Origin of the sequence: Streptomyces sp. NPDC127097 (genome assembly GCF_042724075.1) — a bacterium.
Classification (GTDB): domain Bacteria; phylum Actinomycetota; class Actinomycetes; order Streptomycetales; family Streptomycetaceae; genus Streptomyces.
This window is the reverse complement of record NZ_JBHXFI010000005.1, coordinates 1-16,512: the sequence shown is the minus strand read 5'-3', so window position 1 is coordinate 16,512 and position 16,512 is coordinate 1. Positions and strand designations below refer to the sequence as shown.

Sequence of the window (16,512 nt, the reverse complement as noted above, 5' to 3'; positions counted from 1 at the left end):
CAAACCCCCTTGCCCCGCAGCCAGTTCGCTACCCGCCGCCGGCCCCGTCACCGCGCGCCGTACACCGGCCGCGGGGCCTCCGCCGCGGCCAGTAGCTCGCGGGCCGTTTCGCCCGCCTCGGCGGGGGTCCAGCGGCCTGCCTTGTCCGCGGTGGGGCCGGGGCGCCAGCCCTCCATCACGGTGATCCGGCCCGCCTCGGCCTCGAAGACGCGGCCGGTGACGCCGGCGCTGGCGGCGGACGCCAGCCAGACGACCAGCGGGGAGACGTTCTCCGGGGCCATCGCGTCGAACTCCCCGTCGGCGGGCGCCGCCATCGTCGCGGCGAAGGTCTGCTCGGTCATCCGGGTACGGGCGGCCGGGGCGATGGCGTTGATCTGTACGCCGTAGCGGGCCATCTCGGCGGCGGCGACGAGGGTGAGGCCGATGATGCCGGCCTTCGCGGCGGAGTAGTTGCCCTGGCCGATGCTGCCGAGCAAGCCGGCGCCCGAACCGGTGTTGATGATCCGGGCGTCGGGCGTGCGGCCGGCCTTGGTTTCGGCGCGCCAGTGTGCGGCGGCGTGCCGCAACGGCAGGAAGTGGCCCTTGAGATGGACCCGGACGACGGCGTCCCAGTCGTCCTCGTCGAGGTTGACGAGCATCCGGTCGCGCAGGAACCCGGCGTTGTTCACGAGGGCGTCGAGGCGGCCGAAGGTGTCCAGGGCGGTGGTGACGAGCGAGGCGGCGCCGTCGGTGGTGGTGATGTCGCCGGTGTGGGCGACGGCCCGGCCGCCGTGGGCGCGGATCTCGTCGGCGACCTGCTGGGCCGGTCCGGCCGAGGCGCCGGCTCCGTCGGGCGCCACTCCGAGGTCGTTCACCACGACTGCCGCTCCTTCCGCGGCGAGGGCCAGGGCATGGGCGCGGCCCAGGCCGCGGCCCGCTCCGGTGACGACGGCGACGCGTCCCGCGCAGATGCCGGTGCCGGTCATGTCAGGTCTCCTGTTCCGTCATGGCGGATCTCCTCGGTGGCTTCGGGGGCGCCGGGGTGGTTGACCGTAGCGGCGTCGAGGAAGGCGGGGCGTTCGCCGCCGCCGTGGATGAGCAGGCTCGCGCCGGTCAGATACGCGGCGCGGTCGGAGGCGAGGAAGACGCAGGCGTCGCCGATCTCGGCGGGTTCGGCGAGCCGGCCGAGCGGGACGGTGGCGCCGACAGCGGCGATGCCCGCTTCGTCTCCGTAGTGCAGAGCGGCGAGTTCGGTGCGCACCATGCCGAGGACGAGGGTGTTGACCCGGACCCTGGGGGCCCATTCGACGGCCATCGAGCGGGCCAGTTGGTCCAGGCCGGCCTTGGCCGCGCCGTAGGCGGCGGTGCCCGGCGAGGGACGGGTGCCGCTGACGCTGCCGATCATGATGACCGAGCCGCCGCCCGGCCGGTCACGCAGCACCTCGTACGCGGCGAGCGAGGCGTTCAGCGGCGCCAGGAGGTTCAGTTCGACGACCCGGGCGTGCCGTTCGGCGGCGGTCTGCCCGAGCAGCCGGTACGGGGTGCCCCCGGCGTTGTTGACCAGGCAGTCCAGCCCGCCGTGCGCCGCCGCGACCTCCGGGAAGAAGGCTCGGACGGCGGCCGGGTCGCGCAGGTCGAGGGGACGGAAGTGCGCGGTGCGGCCGGCCGCGGTGACGGGGGTGTCCGGCGGCCGGCGGGCGCAGACCACGACCTCCGCGCCGGCCTGAAGGAACGCCCGGGCGATGCCGGCGCCGACGCCCCGGGTGCCACCGGTGACGACGGCCACCCGTCCGGTCAGATCGAGCGTCAGGCTCATTCGGCACCCCTCCCGCAGCGCGCGATCCGCTGCTAGCTTCGCTACCTAACAAACGCTTGGTGGAAAGGTAGCTGATCGCCTCATGGGTGTCTCCACCTCCACACCGGACAACGGCGTCGCCGTCATCACCGTCGACTTCCCTCCGGTCAACGCCCTTCCCGTACAGGGCTGGTACGACCTCGCCGACGCGGTGCGCGCGGCCGGCCACGACCCCGGCATCCGCTGTGTCGTCCTGACGGCCGCGGGCCGCGGCTTCAACGCGGGCGTCGACATCAAGGAGATGCAGCGGGACACCGCGGCCGGCGGCCATGGCATCCTGATCGGCGCCAACCACGGCTGTGCCGAGGCGTTTTCGGCGGTGTACGCCTGCGAGGTGCCCGTGGTCGCGGCGGTGCACGGCTTCTGTCTGGGCGGTGGCATCGGCCTGGCCGGCAACGCGGACGCGATCGTGGCGAGCGAGGACGCCACCTTCGGGCTGCCGGAGCTGGACCGCGGCGCGCTCGGCGCGGCCACCCATCTGGCGCGCCTGGTCCCCCAGCATCTGATGCGCGCGCTCTACTACACCTCGCGCACCGCCACCGCCGCCGAGCTGCATGCGCACGGCTCGGTCTGGAAGGTCGTCCCGCGCTCCGAACTGCACACCGCCGCACGGGACCTGGCGCGGGAGATCGCGCGGAAGGACGGCGCTCTCCTGCGGCTCGCCAAGGCCGCCCTCAACGGCATCGACCCGGTCGACGTGCGGCGCAGTTACCGCTTCGAGCAGGGCTTCACCTTCGAGGCGAACCTCAGCGGGGTCGCCGACCGCGTCCGCGACACCTTCGGGACGCCGCACGGCGCACCGGACAGGGAGGGCTGAGCGATGACCGACAAGACCATGACGCCCGAGGACGTCATCGGCCGCCTGCGCAGCGGGATGACCCTCGGGATCGGCGGCTGGGGCTCGCGCCGTAAGCCGATGGCGCTGGTGCGGGCGCTGCTCCGCTCCGACCTCACCGATCTCACCGTGATCTCGTACGGCGGTCCCGATGTCGGCCTGCTCGCCGCCGCGGGCCGGATCCGCAAGCTGGTCGCGGCGTTCGCGACGCTGGACTCGATCCCCCTCGAACCGCACTTCCGCGCGGCCCGGCAGCGCGGGGCGTTCGAGCTGATGGAGATCGACGAGGCGATGTTCATGTGGGGCCTGCACGCGGCCGCCAACCGGCTGCCGTTCCTGCCCGTACGGGCCGGTATCGGTTCGGATGTGATGCGCGTCAACCCGGGCCTGCGTACCGTCACTTCACCGTACGAGGACGGTGAGACCCTGGTCGCCGTGCCGGCCCTGCGCATGGACGCCGCGCTGGTTCATCTGAACCGCGCCGACCGCCTCGGCAACGGCCAGTACCTGGGCCCCGACCCGTACTTCGACGATCTGTTCTGCGAGGCCGCGGACCGCGCCTATCTCTCCTGCGAGCGGCTCGTGGACGACTTCGCCGGCGCGGCCCCGCAGACCCTGCTGGTGAACCGGCACTCGGTCACCGGGGTCGTCGAGGCCCCGCACGGCGCGCACTTCACCTCCTGTGTCCCGGACTACGGCCGTGACGAGGCATTCCAGAAGCTGTATGCGACCACGCCCTGGCCGGAGTTCGCCGAGCGGTTCCTGCGCGGGGACGAGAAGAGTTACCAGTCCGCGGTCGAGACCTGGCACGAGGAGCAGACGTGAGCCGGACCACCACCACGACCCGCGCCGAGTACTGCGTGCTCGCCTGCGCCGACGCCTGGCGCGGCAACGGCGAGGTGCTCGCCAGTCCGATGGGCCTGATCCCGTCGATCGGCGCCCGGCTCGCCAAGCACACCTTCTCGCCCGATCTGCTGCTCACCGACGGCGAGGCGACGCTGGTGGGCCTCGACGGGAAGGCCGAGGGCTGGCTGCCGTACCGCCGGCATCTCACCATGGTCACCGGCGGCAGACGTCATGTGATGATGGGCGCGAGCCAGCTCGACCGCTTCGGCAACCAGAACATCTCCTGCATCGGCGACTGGCAGCAGCCCGCCCGCCAGCTCCTCGGGGTACGCGGCGCTCCCGTCAACACCCTCAATAATCCGGTGAGTTACTGGGTGCCGAAGCATTCGCGGCGGGTCTTCGTCGAGAAGGTCGACATGATCAGCGGGGTCGGCTACGACAGCGCGGCCGCCGCCGGCCCGTCCGCGACCCGCTACCACCGCATTCCGCGGGTGGTCTCCGACCTCGCCGTCCTGGACTTCGAGACGCCGGACCGGACCATGCGGCTCGCCTCCGTCCATCCCGGGGTGACCGCCGAGGAGGTCCAGGCGGCCACCGGGTTCCCCCTCGCCCGGCTCCCCGAGGTGCCGTGCACCCGGGAGCCCACCGCCACGGAACTGCGGCTGATCCGTACGGTCCTCGACCCGGACGGGCTGCGCGACCGCGAGGTGCCGCCGGCATGACGGCCACTACTGGTATCGAGACCCCGCTGACCAGGCTCGTCGGCGTCCGCCACCCGCTGGTGCAGACCGGCATGGGGTGGGTGGCCGGACCCCGGCTGGTCTCCGCCGCGGCCAACGCGGGCGCCCTGGGCATCCTCGCCTCGGCCACCATGACCGTCGAGCAGCTGCGGGCGGCGGTCCGCGAGGTCAAGTCCCGTACGGACGCGCCGTTCGGGGTCAATCTGCGGGCGGACGCGGGGGATGCGGCGGAGCGGGTGCGGCTCGTCGTGGCGGAGGGCGTACGGGTCGCCTCGTTCGCCCTGGCCCCCTCCCGTGAGCTGATCGCCCGGCTCAAGGACGCGGGGGTGGTCGTCATCCCGTCCGTCGGGGCCCGCCGCCATGCCGAGAAGGTCGCGGCCTGGGGCGCGGACGCGGTCGTCGTCCAGGGCGGGGAGGGCGGCGGGCACACCGGGAACGTCGCCACGAGCGTGCTGCTCCCGCAGGTCGTGGACGCGGTCGGGATCCCGGTGATCGCCGCGGGCGGCTTCTTCGACGGCCGCGGGCTGGTCGCGGCGCTGGCGTACGGTGCGGCGGGGATCGCGATGGGCACCCGCTTTCTGCTGACGTCCGACAGCACCGTGCCGCCGGCCGTCCAGGCCCGCTATCTGGCGGCGGCCGTCAAGGACATCACCGTCACCACGAAGGTGGACGGGCTGCCGCACCGGATGCTGCGCAGCGAACTGGTCGAGGCGCTGGAGCGGTCCGGGCGCGCCACCACGCTGCTCCGCGCGGTCCGCCATGCCGCGTCGTTCCGGAAACTGTCCGGTCTGAGCTGGGCGCAGATGGTCCGTGACGGCCTGGCGATGCGACACGGCAAGGACCTCTCCTGGAGCCAGCTGCTGCTCGCGGCCAACACCCCCATGCTGCTCAAGGCGTCGATGGTCGAGGGACGTACCGATCTCGGGGTGATGGCCTCCGGCCAGGTCGCCGGGGTGATCGAGGATCTGCCGTCGTGCGCGGAGCTCGTCGACCGGATCATGGCCGAGGCGCGCCGGACACTGGCCGGGCTGCCGCCGGGCGCGGCGGGCTGAGCGGGCCGGTGCGGCCCGGCCGGAGCGGGTTCCGGCCGGGCCAGGGCCAGGGCCAGGTGCATGGGGTCGTCGTACGGGGGTCGTCGTACAGAGCCGTCAGAGCCGCTCGATGATCGTGACATTGGCCTGGCCGCCGCCCTCGCACATGGTTTGGAGACCGAACCGGCCGCCGGTGCGCTCCAGTTCGTGCAGCAGCGTCGTCATCAGCCGGACGCCGGTCGCGCCGAGCGGGTGGCCGAGCGCGATGGCACCGCCGTTGACATTGACCCGCTCCGGATCGGCGCCGGTCTCCTTCAGCCAGGCCAGCACCACGGGCGCGAACGCCTCATTGATCTCGGTCAGATCGATGTCGCCGATCGACATGCCCGCCTTCTTCAGTGCGTAGGCCGTCGCCGGGATCGGTGCGGACAGCATCCGGATCGGGTCCTCGCCGCGCACCGACAGATGGTGGATACGGGCGCGCGGGGTGAGACCGTGGTCGGCCAGCGCCCGCTCGGAGGCCAGGAGCATGGCGGCCGCGCCGTCGGAGACCTGCGAGGAGACCGCGGCGGTCAGCCGGCCGCCCTCGACGACCGGCGGCAGGGCGGCCATCTTCTCCAGCGAGGTGCCGCGCCGGGGCCCCTCGTCGGTGGTGACGTCCCCATAGGCGACCAGCTCGCGGTCGAAGCGGCCCTCGTCGATGGCGCGGACGGCCCGCCGGTGCGAACGGAGCGCGAACTCCTCCATCTCCGCACGGGAGATCTGCCACTTGGCGGCGATGAGTTCGGCTCCGTGGAACTGGTTGACGGGCGCCGCGCCGTAGCGGGCCCGCCAGCCCTCCGAGCCGGCGAACGGACCGTCGGTCAGTCCCAGCGGGGCGGCGGCCTGGCGGCTGGCGAAGGCGATCGGGATCTGCGACATGTTCTGTACGCCGCCCGCGACCACCAGGTCCTGGGTGCCGGAGAGGACGCCCTGGGCCGCGAAATGGACGGCCTGCTGGGAGGAGCCGCACTGGCGGTCCACCGTCACGCCCGGCACCTCCTCGGGCAGCCCGGCGGCCAGCCAGCACGTCCGGGCGATGTCCCCGGCCTGCGGTCCCACCGTGTCCAGACAGCCGAAGACCACGTCCTCGACGGCCGCGGGGTCGGCGCCGCTGCGTGCCATCAGCGCCGTGAGTACATGGGCGCCCAGATCGGCGGGGTGGACGGCGGAGAGCCCGCCGCCCTTCTTGCCGACCGGGGTGCGGACCGCGTCAACGATGTATGCCTCGGACATGGTGGTCTCCCTGGTCAGATTCTGCGGAGGTGCCGGCCGGTTCCGCAAGGTGGTCGCGCCAGCGGGTGCGGGCGGCGAACTGCTGGGGCCGTACGGTGCGCCCGGCCGGTGGCGGGCACCGGAACCCGGCGGTGGCGCGTACCGGGTCCGGCCGCCGCGGCTCACGCATGCTGGGAGCTGACGGACACCGTTTCGCCGGTCATGTACGAGGCGTAGTCGCCGGCCAGGAACACGATGACATTGGCGACCTCCCAGGGTTCGGCATGGCGGCCGAACGCCTCACGCTCGGTGAGCTCCGCGAGCAGCCCGGGGGTGGTCACCTTCACCAGGTGCGGGTGCAGGGCGAGGCTGGGCGAGACCGCGTTGACGCGGACGCCGTACGCGGCGGCCTCCATCGCGGCGCACCGGGTCAGCGCCATCACCCCGGCCTTGGCCGCGGCGTAGTGGGCCTGGCCCCGCTGGGCACGCCAGCCGACGACGGAGGCATTGTTGACGATCACTCCGCCGTCGCCGGTGGCTTTCATCCGGCGCAGGGCGGCCCGGGTGCAGCGGAAGGTGCCGTTCAGCGTCACATCGAGGACCTTGCTCCACTGCGCGTCGGTCATCTCCACGAGGTCGGCGGTGCCACCGAGCCCGGCGTTGTTGACCACGATGTCCAGCCGACCGTGCTGCTCTTCGGCCAGCCCCAGCAGGGCGTTGACCTGGCCCTCGTCGGTGACATCGCAGGGCAGGGCGGCGACTCTTCCGGCGCCGAACTCCGCGGCCAGCGCCGCCGCACTCTCCTTCAGACGGCGCTCATGGGCATCGCCGATGACGATATGGGCGCCCTCCTCCAGGAACCTGCGGGCGGTGGCGCCGCCGATTCCGGCTCCGGCGGCCGCGGTGATGACGGCGGTCCGGCCGTCGAGCAGTTGGTGGCCGGGCACGTACGGGGGCGGTGTCATACGCGAGCCTCCAGCGGATGGTCTCCAGGCCGGTCCGGGTCCGGGCGGTCCGGTAACGGAACAGCGCGGGCACTCGCCGGCGGTGGGGCCTCGACGCTGCTCATGGCGCTACGTTAACCTACCAAACACTTGTTAGAGAAGGAGCGCGATGGCGATGCCCGCTGCCCACGACAAGACGCCCCCGCGTGCCGGGCCACTCCCCTGCCCACCGGGGGCGGACGCCTGATGGACCTCCAATTCAGCGCCGCCGAGGAGGAGTTCCGGGCCGAGGCCCGCGCCTGGCTCGCCGGCAATGTACCCACCACCCCGCTGCCGTCACTGGAGACCGCGGAAGGCTTCGCCGCCCACCGGGAGTGGGAGCACCAACTCGCCGCGGACCGCTGGTCGGTCGTCTCCTGGCCCGAGAAGTACGGCGGCCGGGGCGCCTCGCTCTGGCAGTGGCTGCTCTTCGAGGAGGAGTACTACGCCGCGGGCGCCCCCGGGCGGGTCAGCCAGAACGGCGTCAGCCTGCTCGCCCCGACCCTGTTCGAGCACGGCACCGAGGAACAACGCGCCCGGGTGCTGGGCCCCATGGCGCGTGGCGAGGTCATCTGGGCGCAGGCGTGGTCGGAGCCGGAGGCGGGGTCGGATCTGGCGTCGCTGCGCTCGGCCGCCGTACGGACCGCCGGCGGCTGGCTGCTGAGCGGGCAGAAGACCTGGTCGTCCCGCGCCGCGTTCGCCGACCGCGCCTTCGGGCTGTTCCGCAGCGACCCGGACACCGCCCGGCCGCACCAGGGGCTCAGCTATCTGATGTTCCCGCTGGACGCACCGGGCGTGACGGTACGCCCCATCGGCCGCCTCGACGGCAAGCCCGCCTTCGCCGAACTCTTCCTCGATGAGGTCTTCGTGCCCGACGCGGACGTCATCGGCGAGCCGGGCCAGGGCTGGCGGATCGCGATGAGCACCACCGGCAAGGAACGCGGGCTGACGCTGCGCAGTCCGGGCCGCTTCACCGCGGCCGCCGAGCGACTGGCCGCGCTGTGGCACGAGGCCCCCGAGGGGGCCGGCCCGGCCCTCGGCGACCGGGTGGCCGACGCCCTGATCGGCGCCCGCGCCTACCAGCTCTTCACCTACGCCCATGCCTCCCGGCTCGCGTCCGACGAGGGGGCCGCCCCCGGTCGCGCACAGCCGAAAGCGGGCGGCCTCGGCGCCGAGTCGAGCCTGAACAAGGTCTTCTGGTCCGAGCTGGACCTGGCCCTGCACGAGACCGCCCTGGACCTGCTCGGCCCGTACGGCATGCTCGCCGACGACGCCGACGAGGCGCCCGCACACGGGAGTTGGGCCGAGGGCTACACCTTCTCCCTCGCCGGTCCGGTCTACGCCGGCACCAACGAGATCCAGCGCGACATCATCGCCGAGCGGCTGCTCGGCCTGCCGAAGGGACGCCGTTGATGCGGTTCCTCCTGACCGACGAGCAGCGGGAGTTCGCACAGGCACTGGACGGCATGCTGGGCGCGTCCGGCACCCCGGCCGTGGCACGGGCCTGGGCGGCCGGCGACCACCGGCCGGGCCGGGCGCTGTGGACGCGGATCGCCGGGGCGGGGGTGTTCGGCCTCGGTGTTCCGGAGAAGCACGGCGGGTCGGGGCTACTACCGGTCGAACTGACGCTGTCCTTCGAGGAGTTGGGCCGCCACGCCGTCCCGGGACCACTGGTGGAGACGGTGGCGGCGGCGGTGCTCCTGGAGCGGCTCGGCGCGGACACGGAGGCCGGGGAATGGCTGCCGCGGATCGCCTCGGGAGGGGCCGTCCTCAGCCTGTGCGCCGGGGCGGGCCCGTACGCCCCGGACGCGGACGCCGCCGGTCCGGACCGGTACGCCCCGGACGCCAACGGCCCGGCCCGGTACGCCCTGGACGCCGACGCCGCCGATGCCGTCCTCGTCATACGGGGCGACACGGTCTCCCGTACGGACACCCACGGCCCGGTCCAGTCCTCCCTCGACCCCGCCCGGCGTCTGGCCCGCCCGCTCGACGGCACGGTGCTGGCCCGGGGCCCCGCGGTGACCGCGGCCGCCGCGCACGCCACCGAGGTCGCCCGGCTGCTCACCGCCGCACAGTCCCTCGGCCTCGGCCGCGCCCTGCTCGCGGCGACGGTCTCCTACGTCCGGCAGCGCACCCAATTCCGGGTACCCATCGGCTCGTTCCAGGCGGTCAAACACCGCCTGGCGGACACCCTCATCGGACTGGAATTCGCCCGGCCGCTGGTCCATGCGGCGGCCCTGGCCCTGGCGGCCGGCGCCCCGTCGGCGGGCCGGGAGGTGGCGACAGCGAAGGTCGCGGCAGGCGAGGCCGGGTACGCCGCGGCGCGCACCGCCCTCCAACTGCACGGCGCCATCGGCTACACGGAGGAGCTCGACCTCTCCCTCTGGATCCGCAAGGCCCGCCCCCTGCGCGACGCCTGGGGCACGCCGGCCGACTGCCGCGCGCGCGTCCTCACGGGGTGAGGCGGGGCACGCCCGAGAGGGATCGCACCGCCGCCGCACTCCAGGCCCGCCACCTCGTCGGCTCAGCGCAGGGTCTTCGCGCCCCGCCCTGACTCGCCGGACACCTCCTAAAAGCGCCGCCGCTCCCGCTCGTCCAAATCAGCCAGCATGGCGTCGGCCAGGTCGCGTTCGGCGGCGTAGTAGCGCTCCGACCACTTCTGGACCAGGGCGGGGTAGGCCCATGCCTCCTCGTCGCGGGTGTCCTCGGCGTCCACCTCGGCGCGTTGCCGCATGGTCTCCGCGTAGTCGCGGTGCTGGCCCAGTACGTCGCGCATCCGGTCGGTCTCCAGCAGGTGGCCCAGCCACATCCGCAGCATCACGCCGTGCTTGAGGACGGGGGGCTCCACGGGTGCCTCGCGGGCCCAGTGACGCACGGCCGCCATTCCGGCGTCGGTGATCACGTAGACGCGCTTGTCGCGGTTGCCGGTTTCCTGGGCGACCATCCGCGAGGTGACGTAACCGACCTTCTCCAGGCGCTTCAGCTCGCCGTAGATCTGGCTGAAGGACGGGCTCCAGTAGAAGAGGCGCAGCGACCAGTCGGACCACTTCTTCAGGTCGTAGCCGGACAGCTCCTCGCCGAAGGAGAGCAGGCCCAGTACCGCCCAACTGGTCGCCGGCAGCGCCGGTCGCTCGGCATCGCCGGGGTCCGCGGCGTCCGCCCTCTTCTCCGTCACGTGCGGCATCCTACGGTCCGCGCCCGTCCGCTGCCCGACCGCTCAGCGCCAACTCCCGTTCCGCTTCTTGGCATTCCTGCTAGAGCTATGTCGGTTGGAAACACCGCGGGGAGGCGGGCCGGGCGCGGTACCGGGCGCCGCGGGGCGGGAGGTGTGGGGGTGGCAGGCGTCACGCGGTGCGGACCCGGACCCGCTGGCCAATAGTGGAAAGGTGAGTCCGCAGCAGGAGGCTTCCCCGGGGGCCGGGGCGCGGCGTTCAGCCGGCGGGCCCGTCAGGGCCGGGCTGCGCAGGCTGCGCTACCTGCTGGAGCACGGCAAACACGGAGTGCAGGGACACCACACGGTGGTGGGCAACGCGGTCCGGGTGACGGTCGCTTCCTGCGCCGCCTTCTATCTGTGCCGCTACGGGCTCGGGCTGACGGTGATGTCGGTCTACGCCACCTTCACCGTGGTGTCGCTCGGTGCGCTCGCCCGGATTCCGGGCTCCGGGCGGCAGCGCGCCACGACCGTCCTCACCGCGCTCCCCGCCGGGCTCGTGCTGATCACGCTGGGCACCCTGCTCGCCGTCCGGACCTGGGCGGCCGTCGTCGGCATGCTCGTCATCGGCTTCATGGTGGCGTACGCGGGCACCACCGGCCCACGGATCGCCGGGGCGGCACCGGGGATGCAGCTGTTCTACATCCTGCCGTGCTTCCCGCCGTACGCCCCGGACACCCTGGGGCAGCGGTTGTCCGGCTTCCTGCTGGGAGCGGTCCTGCTCGCCCTGGGCGAGCGTTTCGTGATGCCCGAACCGGCCACCCCGTCCTTCCGCCGGCTGCTGGCCGACGCCGCGGACGCCGCCGCGCGTCTGGCGGACCACCACGGCGGGCCCCCTCCCGTACAGGCGCTCGCCGAGGCGCGCACGGCCGGGGAGGCACTGCGTCCCTCCTGTGTGCCGCCCGCCGACCGGCCCGCCTCCCCCAGCGTCGCCCACAAGGCCATGGCGCACGCCGCCGAGTCCGTCCGCACCCTGCTGGCCCGGCTGGACGCCCTGCACACCGGGGCCGGGCCGCAGCGGGCGTACCAGCCGGAGACGGTGACGCTGCTGGAGGGCATCAGCGTCGCCGCCCGGGAGGCAGCGGGGGCGCTGCGGCAGCGGAGGAAGCGGCTGTGGCCCGGCGAGGGACCGTCCGCCACGGCCCTCCAGGCGGAGCTGGCCCCCGTCCGGGCCCACCGGGCCGTGGACACCCTGGAACGGCTCAGCACCGATGACCGGCTGGTCTATCTGCGGCGCCGGTCGCAGGTGGTGCAGGCCGCCGACTGTGCCGTCGTCCTCGTCCTGGCCACCCGGCTGGTGCTCGGTGACCGGACCGTCGAACGGAACCCCGCCGGGCACACCTTCGCCTACGCGCGGGCCGGCGCCGTCGAGCTGTGGTGGCAGCGGCTGACCATGCACCTCACCCCGCGCTCGGTGATCTTCCAGAACGCCTGCCGGTTCGCGCTCGGGCTTGCCGCGGCGCGGGCCATCGCCGGTCTCCTGGACCTCCAGCACGGCTTCTGGGTCCTGCTCGCCACGCTCACCCTGACCCGTACCACCAGCCTGGAGACCTGGTCCGCGGTCCGGCAGGCGCTGACCGGCACGCTGGTCGGTGCGGTGCTGGCCGGCGGGATGCTGGCGCTGGTCCACGACCGGCCCGCGGTGTACGCCGTCATCCTGCCCGTGGTGATGCTGGTGGCGTTCACCGCGGGGCCGCTGCGCGGGCTGGCCTGGGCGCAGGGCGGCTTCACGCTGGTCGTCGCCACGCTGTTCGCCCAGGTCTCCCCCGTCACCTGGCAGCTGGCGCCGGTGCGGCTGGTGGATGTGCTGGTCGGCAGCCTCATCGGGCTGGCGTGCGGGCTGGTGGCCTGGCCACGGGGCGCGAGCGGCGAGGTGCGCCGCAGCATGGCCGCGCTGTGCTCGGCCATCGCCGACACCATCGGGCACACCACCACACGGGTCGTCGAACGCTCCGGCAGCACCGAGCTCTTCGCCCTCAACCGGGCTCTCGTCCTCGCGCAGGAGAGCCTGGCCCAGTACCAGTCCGAGCCGCGGGAGGACGCCGTACAGCCGGACTGGCCCGCGCTGCTGGTCGCCGGGAAGGACGCGCGGCGCGGTGAACGGCTGCTGCCCGGCCGCCCCGGCCGGATCGCCTCGCCGGAGGTCGGTGCCTGGCTGCGGCACGCGGCCGACCGGACGGCGGCCGACTACCGGTCCCTCGCCCAACACCTCTGCACGGACGACGGCACGCCCCGGGACGCTCCGCAACCACTCGACATCCGCGCCCTGTTGGCGGTCGCGCCGGCCATCCCGCATCACAGCCCCGACACGGAGACCCGCGCCGTCTCGGCCGCGCTGCTGCTCGACTCGGTGATCTGGCTCGACGCGCTGACCGCCGATCTGACCCGTCTCCACAAGGAGATGTGACGCCGTTGCCGCCGGTGCCGGGGAGCCTCGCCGCCGCGGCCGCCCGCCGTGCGGGGCCGTGGTGCCGGTGGGGCAGGACGTATGGCACCGGCGGGGGCTCCCGTCGCCCGGGTGCGGATGGAGTTGCTGGCCCTGATCCTGAAGCAGTGGGGCCGCGTACGACGTGTCGCGTCGCCTCTCCCGGGCACCCGGCAGGGCAGGAGCCACCAGGCAACAGCACAAGGCACCCGACAAGGCAGCATGTCGCGGTACCGCCGTGACAGCGGAACGGACACACATGAGCAATGGATTCATGGGTCCGGAGGGTTACGGCCCGGACCCGTTCGGTGACTTCCTCGCGCGCTTCTTCGGTTCCGGGCAGTCCGCCGGCGGTGAGCAGGGCAAGGCCATGCCCCGGCAGGCGGACATCGCGCGCATGATGAGCGCCCCCGCCCGGGATCTGGTGACCTCCGCAGCCGCCTACGCCGCCGAGCACGGCAGTCCGGAGCTCGGCACCGAGCATCTGCTGCGGGCCGCCCTGGCGTCCGAACCGACCCGCAGCATGCTCCAGCACGCCGGGGCGGACCCCGATGCGCTGGCGGCCGAGATCGACCGGGCCGCCGGTTCGGGCCCGAAACAGTCCAGCGTCGCCGTGACGCCCGCGGTCAAGCGGGCCCTGCTGAGCGCGCACGAGCTGGCACGGGACAACGGTGCCTCGTACATCGGCCCGGAGCATGTGCTGGACGCCCTGGCGGCCAATCCGGACTCGGCGGCGGGGCGCATTCTCCACCTCGCCCACTTCGAGCCGCAGGCCACCCCGCAGGGCGGCCACGGGGCCCCGCACCCGGGCTCCGAGCACGGCGCCCCGCCGAAGCACGACACCCCGACGCTCGACAAATACAGCCGCGATCTGACCGACCTGGCCCGCGCGGGCCGGATCGACCCGGTCATCGGCCGCGGGGAGGAGATCGAGCAGACCATCGAGGTGCTCTCCCGCCGCGGGAAGAACAACCCGGTGCTGGTCGGCGACGCCGGGGTCGGCAAGACGGCGATCGTCGAGGGCCTGGCCCAGCGCCTCGCCGACGGGGACGTCCCCGAGACCCTGGCGGGGCGTCGGGTGGTCGCCCTGGACCTGACGGCGGTGCTCGCCGGGACCCGCTACCGCGGCGACTTCGAGGAGCGGATGAACGGCATCATCGAGGAGGTCCGGGCGCACCCCGACTCGCTGATCGTCTTCATCGACGAGCTGCACACGGTCGTCGGGGCCGGCGGCGGCAGCGGGGACGGCGGCTCCCTGGAAGCGAGCAATATGCTCAAGCCCGCCCTGGCGCGCGGGGAACTGCATGTCATCGGCGCCACCACGCTGGAGGAGTACCGGCGGCACATCGAGAAGGACGCCGCGCTGGCCCGTCGCTTCCAGCCCATCCTGGTGCCCGAGCCGAGCGTCGCCGACACGGTGGAGATCCTGCGCGGACTACAGGACCGCTACGAGGCCCATCACCAGGTGCGTTACACGAAGGAGGCGCTGGTGGCGGCGGTCGAGCTCTCGGACCGCTACATCGCCCACCGTTTCCTCCCCGACAAGGCGATCGACCTGATCGACCAGGCCGGTGCCCGGGTCCGGCTCCGTACGGGCGCCAAGGCCACCGATGTGCGCGATCTGGAACGCGAGGTGGAGCAGCTGGTCAGGGACAAGGACCAGGCGGTCGCCGCGGAGCAGTACGAACGGGCCACCGAGCTGCGGGACCGGATCGCCGACCTCACCGCGCGGATCGAGGCCGGTCAGGCGGAGCCGCCGAGCGACTGCCACATCGTGCAGGTCACCGCGGAGGACATCGCGGAGATCGTGTCGCGGCAGACCGGCGTGCCCGTGAGCAGTCTGACCCAGGAGGAGAAGGAGCGGCTGCTCAAGCTGGAGGAACGGCTGCACACCCGGGTGATCGGACAGGACGACGCGGTGACGGCCGTCTCCGACGCGATCCTGCGCTCCCGGGCCGGACTCGCCGACCCGGACCGCCCGATCGGCAGCTTCCTCTTCCTCGGCCCGACCGGCGTGGGCAAGACCGAACTGGCCCGCGCGCTCGCCGAGGCGCTGTTCGGCAGCGAGGAGCGCATGGTGCGGCTGGACATGAGTGAGTATCAGGAGCGGCACACCGTCAGCCGGCTGGTGGGCGCGCCCCCGGGATACGTCGGCCACGAGGACGCCGGCCAGCTGACCGAGGCGGTGCGCCACCACCCCTATTCGCTGCTGCTGCTCGACGAGGTGGAGAAGGCCCACCCGGATGTCTTCAACATGCTGCTCCAGGTCCTCGACGACGGGCATCTGACCGACTCCCAGGGCCGCACGGTCGACTTCAAGAACACCGTCATCGTGATGACCAGCAACCTCGGGTCCGATGCGCTCAGCGGCGGGCGCGGGGTGCTCGGGTTCGGCCCGGACATCTCGGGGGCGGAGGCCGGCGACGGGGCGCGGGAACGGGCGCTGAGTTCCTTGCGCGAGCACTTCCGCCCGGAGTTCCTGAACCGGCTCGACGAGATCATCGTCTTCCGCCGGCTCACCGACGACCAGCTGCGCCAGATCACCGAGCTGCTGCTCGACGGGACCCGTCGCAGGCTGCACGCCCAGGACATCACCGTGGAGTTCACCCCCGGCGCCGTGGACTGGCTCACCCACCGCGGCCATCAGCCCGAATACGGGGCCCGCCCGCTGCGGCGCACCATCCAGCGCGAGATCGACAACATGCTCTCGCGGCTGCTGCTCGACGGCGCCCTGATGAACGGGGACGAGGTACGCATCGAGGTGGACGCCAACGAGCTGGCGTTCCGTACCGCCAAGCGGCAGCAGGAGTCCGGGTGACTCCACTGGGCCCGCGGGACACCTCGCAGGGACGCCACGAGTCGCCGGAGGAGCGTGCCGACCGGCGGTGGAACGAGCTGCTGCAAGAGGTGCGGGTCATCCAGACCGGGGTGCAGATCCTCTTCGGGTTCCTGCTCACCGTCGCCTTCACCCCGCGCTTCCCCACGCTCAGTCAGACCGACCAGACCATCTACGTGGTGACGGTCCTGCTCGGGGCGGCCACGACCGGTGCGCTGATCGGGACGGTGACCTTCCACCGGCTGGTCACCGGGCACCGGTTGAAGCCGGAGACGGTGCTCTGGGCCGCGCGGCTGTCGATGGTCGGGATCGTGCTGCTCCTGGCGACGGTCGCCTCCGCACTGCTGCTGATCCTGCGCATCGCGATGGACGACACCGCCGTCCCCTGGATCGTCGCCGGACTCGTCGCCTGGTTCATGCTCTGCTGGTTCGCGCTGCCCGCCTGGGTGCTGCACCGGTACTCGGACCGGGAATGAGCCGCCGTCACACGGACAACGGGCGCGGGCCGGGACCCGTG

14 protein-coding genes are annotated in these 16,512 nt (G+C 73.1%); 9 read left to right on the top strand and 5 right to left on the bottom strand.

Translation table 11 applies throughout. The features are described 5' to 3' along the window. Nucleotides 1–47: 47 nt before the first annotated feature. Both ACFWJW_RS06640 and ACFWJW_RS06635 read right to left on the bottom strand, forming a co-directional pair. Nucleotides 48–965, bottom strand: a complete 918-nt coding sequence (locus ACFWJW_RS06640; protein ID WP_387235887.1) for an SDR family oxidoreductase — start codon at nucleotides 963–965, stop codon at nucleotides 48–50. Continuing rightward, nucleotides 962–1,795: an SDR family oxidoreductase gene (locus tag ACFWJW_RS06635; RefSeq protein WP_387235885.1), complete on the bottom strand. Its 834-nt coding sequence runs from the start codon at nucleotides 1,793–1,795 to the stop codon at nucleotides 962–964. Before ACFWJW_RS06635 ends, ACFWJW_RS06640 begins: the two co-directional genes overlap by 4 nt. Nucleotides 1,796–1,877: 82 nt before the next feature. On the opposite strand from ACFWJW_RS06635, the gene ACFWJW_RS06630 reads away from it, so the two are divergent. The 4 genes from ACFWJW_RS06630 to ACFWJW_RS06615 are packed head-to-tail and all read left to right on the top strand — an operon-like array spanning nucleotide 1,878 to nucleotide 5,307. Next, nucleotides 1,878–2,651, top strand: a complete 774-nt coding sequence (locus tag ACFWJW_RS06630; RefSeq protein WP_387235882.1) for an enoyl-CoA hydratase family protein — start codon at nucleotides 1,878–1,880, stop codon at nucleotides 2,649–2,651. Nucleotides 2,652–2,654: 3 nt separating this feature from the next. Beyond that, nucleotides 2,655–3,494, top strand: coding sequence for a CoA transferase subunit A (locus ACFWJW_RS06625; protein WP_387235879.1), 840 nt, complete (start codon nucleotides 2,655–2,657; stop codon nucleotides 3,492–3,494). Then, nucleotides 3,491–4,237, top strand: coding sequence for a CoA-transferase subunit beta (locus ACFWJW_RS06620; protein WP_387235876.1), 747 nt, complete (start codon nucleotides 3,491–3,493; stop codon nucleotides 4,235–4,237). Before ACFWJW_RS06625 ends, ACFWJW_RS06620 begins: the two co-directional genes overlap by 4 nt. Next, nucleotides 4,234–5,307 (top strand): NAD(P)H-dependent flavin oxidoreductase, encoded by a 1,074-nt coding sequence (locus tag ACFWJW_RS06615; RefSeq protein ID WP_387235873.1) that lies wholly within the window; start codon nucleotides 4,234–4,236, stop codon nucleotides 5,305–5,307. Before ACFWJW_RS06620 ends, ACFWJW_RS06615 begins: the two co-directional genes overlap by 4 nt. A 96-nt stretch (nucleotides 5,308–5,403) precedes the next feature. Here ACFWJW_RS06615 and ACFWJW_RS06610 read toward each other — a convergent pair whose 3' ends face one another. Next, on the bottom strand, nucleotides 5,404–6,561 hold the full coding sequence (locus ACFWJW_RS06610) for an acetyl-CoA C-acetyltransferase (protein ID WP_387235870.1): 1,158 nt from the start codon (nucleotides 6,559–6,561) through the stop codon (nucleotides 5,404–5,406). A 161-nt stretch (nucleotides 6,562–6,722) separates the two neighbouring features. Further along, nucleotides 6,723–7,505 (bottom strand): SDR family oxidoreductase, encoded by a 783-nt coding sequence (locus ACFWJW_RS06605; RefSeq protein WP_387235867.1) that lies wholly within the window; start codon nucleotides 7,503–7,505, stop codon nucleotides 6,723–6,725. 225 nt (nucleotides 7,506–7,730) lie between these two features. Here ACFWJW_RS06605 and ACFWJW_RS06600 point away from each other — a divergent pair, with 225 nt between their 5' ends. Further along, the gene (locus ACFWJW_RS06600; protein ID WP_387235864.1) at nucleotides 7,731–8,936 is read left to right on the top strand and encodes an acyl-CoA dehydrogenase family protein; all 1,206 of its coding nucleotides are present in this window, start codon (nucleotides 7,731–7,733) and stop codon (nucleotides 8,934–8,936) included. Beyond that, entirely contained in the window at nucleotides 8,936–9,985 is a 1,050-nt protein-coding gene (locus tag ACFWJW_RS06595) for an acyl-CoA dehydrogenase family protein (RefSeq protein ID WP_387235861.1), read from the top strand. Before ACFWJW_RS06600 ends, ACFWJW_RS06595 begins: the two co-directional genes overlap by 1 nt. Nucleotides 9,986–10,092: 107 nt before the next feature. Here the strand turns inward: ACFWJW_RS06595 and ACFWJW_RS06590 are convergent, their stop codons facing one another. Then, nucleotides 10,093–10,698 (bottom strand): PadR family transcriptional regulator, encoded by a 606-nt coding sequence (locus tag ACFWJW_RS06590; protein ID WP_387235858.1) that lies wholly within the window; start codon nucleotides 10,696–10,698, stop codon nucleotides 10,093–10,095. Nucleotides 10,699–10,909: 211 nt separating this feature from the next. Between ACFWJW_RS06590 and ACFWJW_RS06585 the strand changes: the two genes are divergently transcribed. From ACFWJW_RS06585 to ACFWJW_RS06575, 3 genes are all read left to right on the top strand, one after another. Further along, nucleotides 10,910–13,141 (top strand): FUSC family protein, encoded by a 2,232-nt coding sequence (locus tag ACFWJW_RS06585; protein ID WP_387235855.1) that lies wholly within the window; start codon nucleotides 10,910–10,912, stop codon nucleotides 13,139–13,141. 277 nt (nucleotides 13,142–13,418) lie between these two features. After that, on the top strand, nucleotides 13,419–15,977 hold the full coding sequence (locus ACFWJW_RS06580; protein WP_387235852.1) for an ATP-dependent Clp protease ATP-binding subunit: 2,559 nt from the start codon (nucleotides 13,419–13,421) through the stop codon (nucleotides 15,975–15,977). Continuing rightward, the gene (locus ACFWJW_RS06575) at nucleotides 15,974–16,471 is read left to right on the top strand and encodes a DUF6328 family protein (RefSeq protein WP_387235849.1); all 498 of its coding nucleotides are present in this window, start codon (nucleotides 15,974–15,976) and stop codon (nucleotides 16,469–16,471) included. Before ACFWJW_RS06580 ends, ACFWJW_RS06575 begins: the two co-directional genes overlap by 4 nt. Nucleotides 16,472–16,512: the final 41 nt, after the last annotated feature.